Below are 5430 nucleotides of genomic sequence, written 5' to 3'. Positions count from 1 at the left end.
TTCTGGCTCGGCATCATGCTGATCCTTCTGGTCGCGGTGAACTGGCAGGTGCTGCCCGCCTCGGGTTACGTGCCGCCTTCCGAGGATCTGTGGCTGTCGCTCAAGACCATGCTGATGCCGGCCTTCGTGCTGGGCACGGCGCTGGCGGCGACGCTGATGCGCCACACCCGGTCGGCGATGCTCGGCGTGCTGAAATCCGACTATGTGCGCACCGCGCGGGCCAAGGGCCTTGCCGAACGCCGGGTGATCCTCAAGCACGCGTTCCGCAACGCGCTCACCCCGATCGTCACGCTCACGGCGCTTTTGTTCGGCGAGCTGATCGCGGGAGCCGTGCTGACCGAGCAGATCTTCACCATTCCGGGCTTCGGCAAGCTCGTGGTCGATGCCGTGTTCAACCGCGACTACGCGGTGGTCCAGGGCATCGTGCTGGTCACGGCGATGGGCTTCATCGTCATGAACATCCTCGCCGACGCCGCCTACTTCGTTCTGAACCCGCGCCTGAGGAAGCAATGATGGCCCAACCCGCCAGCCCCGCCACGCTCAAGCCACAGGTGATAGCCGACCCGGTGCTGCAAAAGCGCCCCGAGAACCGCGTCTGGAAGAAATTCCGCAGCCACCGATCCGCCGTTCTGGGCGGGCTGCTGGTGGGGTTCTTCGTGCTGATGGCCGTCTTCGCGCCGATCCTGCCGATCCCCGACCCGACCGCGACCGACTGGGGCGCAGTGCGGCAAGCGCCGTCGGCGGCGCATTGGCTCGGCACCGACGAGATCGGCCGCGACGTGCTCTCGCGCCTTGTCTGGGGCGCGCAGGCGTCGCTGATGGCCGGAGTGGTCTCGGTCGGCATCGCGGTCGCCTTCGGCGTGCCTCTGGGCATCCTCGCGGGGTATTTCGGCGGCTGGACGGATGGCATCATCTCGCGCTGTACCGAAGCGCTGCTCGCGGTGCCGTTCCTGATCCTCGCCATCGCGCTCGCCGCCTTTCTCGGCCCGTCGCTCACCAACGCGATGATCGCCATCGGTCTCTCGGCCACGCCGGTCTTCGTGCGGCTGACGCGCGGACAGGTGATCTCGGTCAAGGCCGAGGATTACGTCGAGGGCGCGCATGCGGTCGGGCTGTCGACGCCCAGGATCCTGAGCCGTTACATCTTTCCCAACATCCTGCCACCCGTTCTCGTGCAGGCAACGCTGACCATCGCCACCGCGATCATCGCCGAGGCGTCGCTGTCGTTCCTCGGGCTGGGCCAGCAGCCGCCCGCGCCGAGCTGGGGCTCGATGCTCAACACCGCCAAGAATTTCCTGAGCCAGGCGCCCTGGATGGCGATGTGGCCGGGCATCGCGATCTTCCTCGTGGTGCTGGGCTTCAACCTTCTGGGCGACGGGCTGCGCGACGCGCTCGATCCGCGCGAACACTGAATATCAAGAAAAGAGTTATCCAAATGACCGGTTTCACCACTCGCCCCGAGATCCGCGGCACCTTCGGCGCCGTCACCTCGACCCACTGGATCGCCTCCGCTGTCGGCATGGGCATCCTTGAGCGCGGCGGCAACGCGTTCGATGCCGCCGTCGCCACCGGCCTCGTGCTGCAGGTGGTGGAGCCGCACCTCAATGGCCCGGCGGGCGATCTGCCGGTGATCTTCCGGCCCGCCGAGACCGGCAAGGTGGAAGTGATCTGCGGTCAGGGTCCGGCCCCGGCGGGCGCCACGATCGAGCATTACAAGGGGCTGGGCATCGACCTCATTCCCGGCACCGGGCTCTTGGCCACGGTGATCCCCGGCGCCTTCGATGGCTGGATGCTGCTGTTGCGCGACCACGGCACGATGGAGATCGCCGATGTGATGCGCCCGGCCATCGACTATGCGCGCGACGGCCACCCGGTCCTGCCGCGCGTCGCCGCGACGATGCAGGGGCTGGTCGAGTATTTCGAGACCGAATGGCCGACCTCCGCCGCCGTCTGGGCACCGGGCGGCCGCGCGCCGCAGGCGCATGAGCTGTTCCGCAACCCCGACCTCGCCGACACCTATGAGCGGCTGTCGGAGGCCGAGGGCGCGACCCGCGAGGCGCGCATCGACGCCGCCCGCGCGATGTGGGCCGAGGGCTTCGTCGCCGAGGCGGTCGAAGACTATCTCAAGGACGCCGAGGTGCACGACGTCTCGGAGCGCCGCAATCGCGGCGTACTGACCCGCGCCGACATGGCCGGCTGGCGCGCCAGCTACGAGGCGCCGGTCTCGATCGACTACCATGGCTGGACGGTGCACAAGACCGGGCCATGGGGGCAGGGGCCGGTGCTGCTTCAGGCGCTGTCGATCCTCAAGAACTTCGATCTCGCGGCGATGGACCCGAACGGTCCGGACTTCGTGCATACCGTCATCGAGGCGATGAAGCTCGCCTATGCCGACCGCGAGGCCTATTACGGAGACCCCGCGCAGTCCGACATCCCGATGCAAGTGCTGCTCTCGGACGCCTACGGCGCCGAGCGCGCCCGACTGATTTCGGAAACCGCTTCGACCGAGCAGCGCCCGGGCCGGATCGAAGGGTTCGAGCATCAGGCGGATGCCGCGATCGAACGCGCAGCCCGCGATTTCGACCGCAACCCCGACGCCGCGCCGCAGGAGCCGACCATGGCGCACCTGTCGGAAAAGCGCGGCGACACCGTGCATCTCGACGTGATCGACAAATGGGGCAACATGGTCGCCGCGACCCCCTCGGGCGGCTGGCTGCAAAGCTCGCCGGTCATCCCGGGCTTGGGCTTTCCGCTCAATTCCCGCGCCCAGATGTTCTGGCTCGACGAGGGGCTGCCCACCTCGCTCGCGCCGGGCCGCCGACCGCGCACCACGCTGACCCCGACGCTGGCGGAAAAGGACGGGCGCGGTCTCGTCTTCGGCACGCCCGGCGGCGATCAGCAGGACCAGTGGCAGCTCGTGTGGTTTTTGCGTTTCGTGCATCACGGTTTCGACCTGCAGGAGGGGATGGACGCGCCGCTGTTCCATTCGATGCATTTCCAGGGCTCGTTCTACCCGCGCGAGACCAAGCCCGGCGAGATGATGATCGAACCCTCGGTGGGCGAAGAGGTGATCGAGGCGCTGCGCGGGCGCGGTCACAAGGTCACCGTGGCCGAGCCGTGGAGCGTCGGGCGGCTGACGGCGGCGCTGCGCGAGCCCGACGGGCTGCTGCGCGCCGCCGCCACGCCGCGGCTGATGCAGGCCTATGCGGTGGGGCGCTGAGCATGACCTATTCGATCATCGCCCATGACCCCGCCACCGGTGAGATCGGCCTCGCCGTCGCCTCGCGCTTCTTTGCGGCGGGTGCCGCCGTCCCTTACGTCGGCGCGCGCTGCGCCGTCGCCACGCAGGCCTTCGTCAACCCGATCTGGGGCGTCGAAGGGCGCACCCGGCTGGCGGCGGGGGAAAGCGCCGAGGCGGTGCTCGCCGATTTCAAGTCCCGTGATGAGGGCCAAGCGATCCGGCAGTGTCACATGATGGACGCGAAGGGCAATTTCGCAGCGCATACCGGCGCGGATTGCATCGACTGGGCCGGGCATCTGGTGGGTCGGCACCATTCGGTCGCGGGCAACATGCTGGCCGGACCGGGGGTCATCGAGGCGACCTATGCCGCCTATATCAAGGCGCAGGGCTCGATGGCCGAGAGGCTGCTTACGGCAATGGAGGCGGGCGAGGCCGCGGGCGGCGACAAGCGCGGCCGTCAGGCCGCCTGTCTCACCGTGCATCGCGGGCAGGACTACGCCTACCTGTCGCTCAGGGTGGATGACGAAGCCGATCCGCTGGCCGAACTGCGCCGCCTGCTCGACGTGGCGGATGAACGCTACCTGCACGTGGCCGAGGCGATGCCTACCGCCGAGAACTTTTCGGGCCTCACCGATCGCGCGCCGATCGACCACGCCATCGCCGAGGCCGAGGACCGTCGCCGCCTCGAGGGCCGAAGCTCGCGTTCGCGCGCAACCGAAACGGGGTCGTGAGATGGACCTCGGAACGATCCTGACGCTTCTGGCCGTCGCCGTTTCGGCGGGTGTCATGGGCGGCATCCTCGCGGGGCTCTTGGGCGTCGGCGGCGGCATCGTCATCGTGCCTGCGCTCTATTTCGCGCTCTCACTCACCGGCATGGAGCCGGGGCTGACCATGCAGGTGGCGGTCGGCACATCGCTCGCCACCATCGTCTTCACCTCGCTGTCCTCGGCTTGGGGCCATCACAAGAAGGGCGCGATCGACAAGGACCTGCTCAAGCTCTGGGCGCCCTCGATCCTCGTCGGCGTGGTGATCGGCAGCTTCACCGGCGGGCTCATCGATGGGCGCATCCTGATCGGCGTCTTCGCGGTGGTCGCCGCCGTCGTCGCCGCCGACATGATGCTGCGCGGCCGCAAGGGCGAGGTGGTGCCCAAGGGCTTTTCCAAGCCGGCCTGGGCGGGCTTCGGCATCTTCGCCGGGACCGTGTCGTCGATGATGGGGATCGGCGGCGGCACGGTCTGCGTGCCGCTTCTGAACTTCCTCGGCTACGACATCCGCCGCGCCGTCGGCACCTCGGCGGCGATCGGCTTCGTGATCGGGCTGCCGGGTGCCTTGATCTACATGTGGACCGGCCTCGGAGCCGAGGGGCTGCCGCCCTTCTCGGTGGGATACGTCAATCTCGTCGCCGTGGCCGTCATCATCCCCCTCACCACCAGCTTCGCCGGTGTCGGCGTGAAGCTCGCCCATTCGATCCCGCAACGGGCGCTGCGCCTGTCTTTCGGGCTGTTCCTGGCCTTGACCTCGGCGCGGATGATCTGGGATCTTGCCGGGGCGATGGAGCTGGCATGACTCCGGGCGAAGATCAAAAGCTGCTGGACCGGCTGCGCGCCGGGCTGGGCGACGAGAGCCTTCTCGTCAACGGCAAGGTGCTGCCCGAGCGACAGCTCGCCGAGCGGTTCGGCCTCGGTCGGGCGCGGCTCAGGTCGTTGCTCGACGTGCTGGAATCCGAAGGCGCGATCTTCCGGCGGCAGGGTCAGGGCACCTTCGCCGCGCCGCCCCCCGCAGGCGGCGGCATCGAGACCCTCGCGCGGCAGGTCACGCCGCACAATCTCATGGAAGTCCGCATGGAGATCGAGCCGGCGCTGGCGGCGCTCGCCGCGCAGCGCGCCACCTCCGAGGAGCTTTCGGTTCTAGAGCGGTTGATGCAGGCGACGCTGTCGCCCGGCGAGGTGCGCGCCTATGAGACGGCAGACGACATATTCCACTTCAAGATCGCCGAGCTGGCGCACAACCCGCTGTTCCTGACGATCCACCAGTCGATCCGCTCGGTGCGGCGGCATGCGCAATGGACCGTGCGGCGGCGCGAGACCTTTTCGCCCGAGCGGATCGCCGCGCTCGGGCGCCAGCATCAGGACCTCTTTGCCCATATCGCGGGCCGCCGCCCCTCGGAGGCGGCCGCCGAGATGGAGCGG

Annotated in this window: 6 protein-coding genes; all 6 read left to right on the top strand. The window is 68.6% G+C overall.

Translation table 11 applies throughout. The annotated features are described in order from the left end of the window. Positions 1-513: ABC transporter permease (locus MBELCI_RS18340; RefSeq protein ID WP_045320504.1), on the top strand; the 513-nt coding region annotated here is incomplete at its 5' end. Further along, the gene (locus MBELCI_RS18335; RefSeq protein WP_200861305.1) at positions 513-1412 is read left to right on the top strand and encodes an ABC transporter permease; all 900 of its coding nucleotides are present in this window, start codon (positions 513-515) and stop codon (positions 1410-1412) included. The genes MBELCI_RS18340 and MBELCI_RS18335, both read left to right, overlap by 1 nt. A 23-nt stretch (positions 1413-1435) precedes the next feature. After that, entirely contained in the window at positions 1436-3220 is a 1785-nt protein-coding gene (locus tag MBELCI_RS18330; RefSeq protein ID WP_021695740.1) for a gamma-glutamyltransferase family protein, read from the top strand. A 2-nt stretch (positions 3221-3222) separates the two neighbouring features. Next, positions 3223-3972 (top strand): DUF1028 domain-containing protein, encoded by a 750-nt coding sequence (locus tag MBELCI_RS18325; protein ID WP_021695739.1) that lies wholly within the window; start codon positions 3223-3225, stop codon positions 3970-3972. A gap of 1 nt (position 3973) precedes the next feature. Then, entirely contained in the window at positions 3974-4807 is an 834-nt protein-coding gene (locus MBELCI_RS18320) for a sulfite exporter TauE/SafE family protein (protein WP_021695738.1), read from the top strand. Continuing rightward, a partial coding sequence (locus tag MBELCI_RS18315; RefSeq protein ID WP_045320503.1) for a FadR/GntR family transcriptional regulator occupies positions 4804-5430 on the top strand: 627 nt, incomplete at its 3' end. The genes MBELCI_RS18320 and MBELCI_RS18315, both read left to right, overlap by 4 nt.

Origin of the sequence: Limimaricola cinnabarinus LL-001, from assembly GCF_000466965.1 — a bacterium.
GTDB classification, from domain to species: Bacteria; Pseudomonadota; Alphaproteobacteria; order Rhodobacterales; family Rhodobacteraceae; genus Limimaricola; species Limimaricola cinnabarinus.
This window is presented reverse-complemented; position numbering and strand designations above follow the sequence as displayed.

Excerpts from the sequence above, each read along its gene's own strand:
- MBELCI_RS18335 (WP_200861305.1), top strand. The coding sequence starts at position 513 with ATGGCCCAACCCGCCAGCCCCGCCACGCTCAAGCCACAGGTGATAGCC.
- MBELCI_RS18330 (WP_021695740.1), top strand. The coding sequence starts at position 1,436 with ATGACCGGTTTCACCACTCGCCCCGAGATCCGCGGCACCTTCGGCGCC.
- MBELCI_RS18325 (WP_021695739.1), top strand. The coding sequence starts at position 3,223 with ATGACCTATTCGATCATCGCCCATGACCCCGCCACCGGTGAGATCGGC.
- MBELCI_RS18320 (WP_021695738.1), top strand. The coding sequence starts at position 3,974 with ATGGACCTCGGAACGATCCTGACGCTTCTGGCCGTCGCCGTTTCGGCG.